The 400-nt window shown below is 64.2% G+C and carries 1 protein-coding gene; it reads left to right on the forward strand.

Features of this window, described 5'->3' with window-relative positions; all coding sequences use genetic code 11:
• The coding region (locus tag NP777_RS47295) for an ABC transporter permease (protein ID WP_256656386.1) at positions 1 to 400 on the forward strand (400 nt) is incomplete at both ends.

Below are 400 nucleotides of genomic sequence, written 5' to 3' on the forward strand. Positions count from 1 at the left end.
ATTGCTGTTCTCGATGATCGTGCTGGCCGTCGTGTTGGTGGGCTTCGGGCACTTCCCGGCCTTCGCCTGGCTGCTGATCGTTCCCACGCTGGCCCTGCAATTCGTCTTCAACACCGGACTGGCACTGATCATGGCCCGGCTGGGGGCCAAAACACCCGACCTCGCCCAGTTGCTGCCGTTCATTCTGCGTACCTGGATGTATGCCTCGGGCGTGATGTTCCCGCTGGCCCGTACCCTCGAGCACGCGGGGGCGAGCAAGTGGATCTCGGACGCCATGCTGGGGAATCCGGCGGCGGTGTACATGGACCTGATGCGGTACGCCCTGATCGACAATTACCCCTCGTCGAATCTGCCGCCGCATGTGTGGGCGCTGGCCGTGGGCTGGGCGGTCCTCTTCGGT

The organism is Streptomyces rugosispiralis, from assembly GCF_024505145.1.
GTDB classification, from domain to species: Bacteria; Actinomycetota; Actinomycetes; order Streptomycetales; family Streptomycetaceae; genus Streptomyces; species Streptomyces rugosispiralis.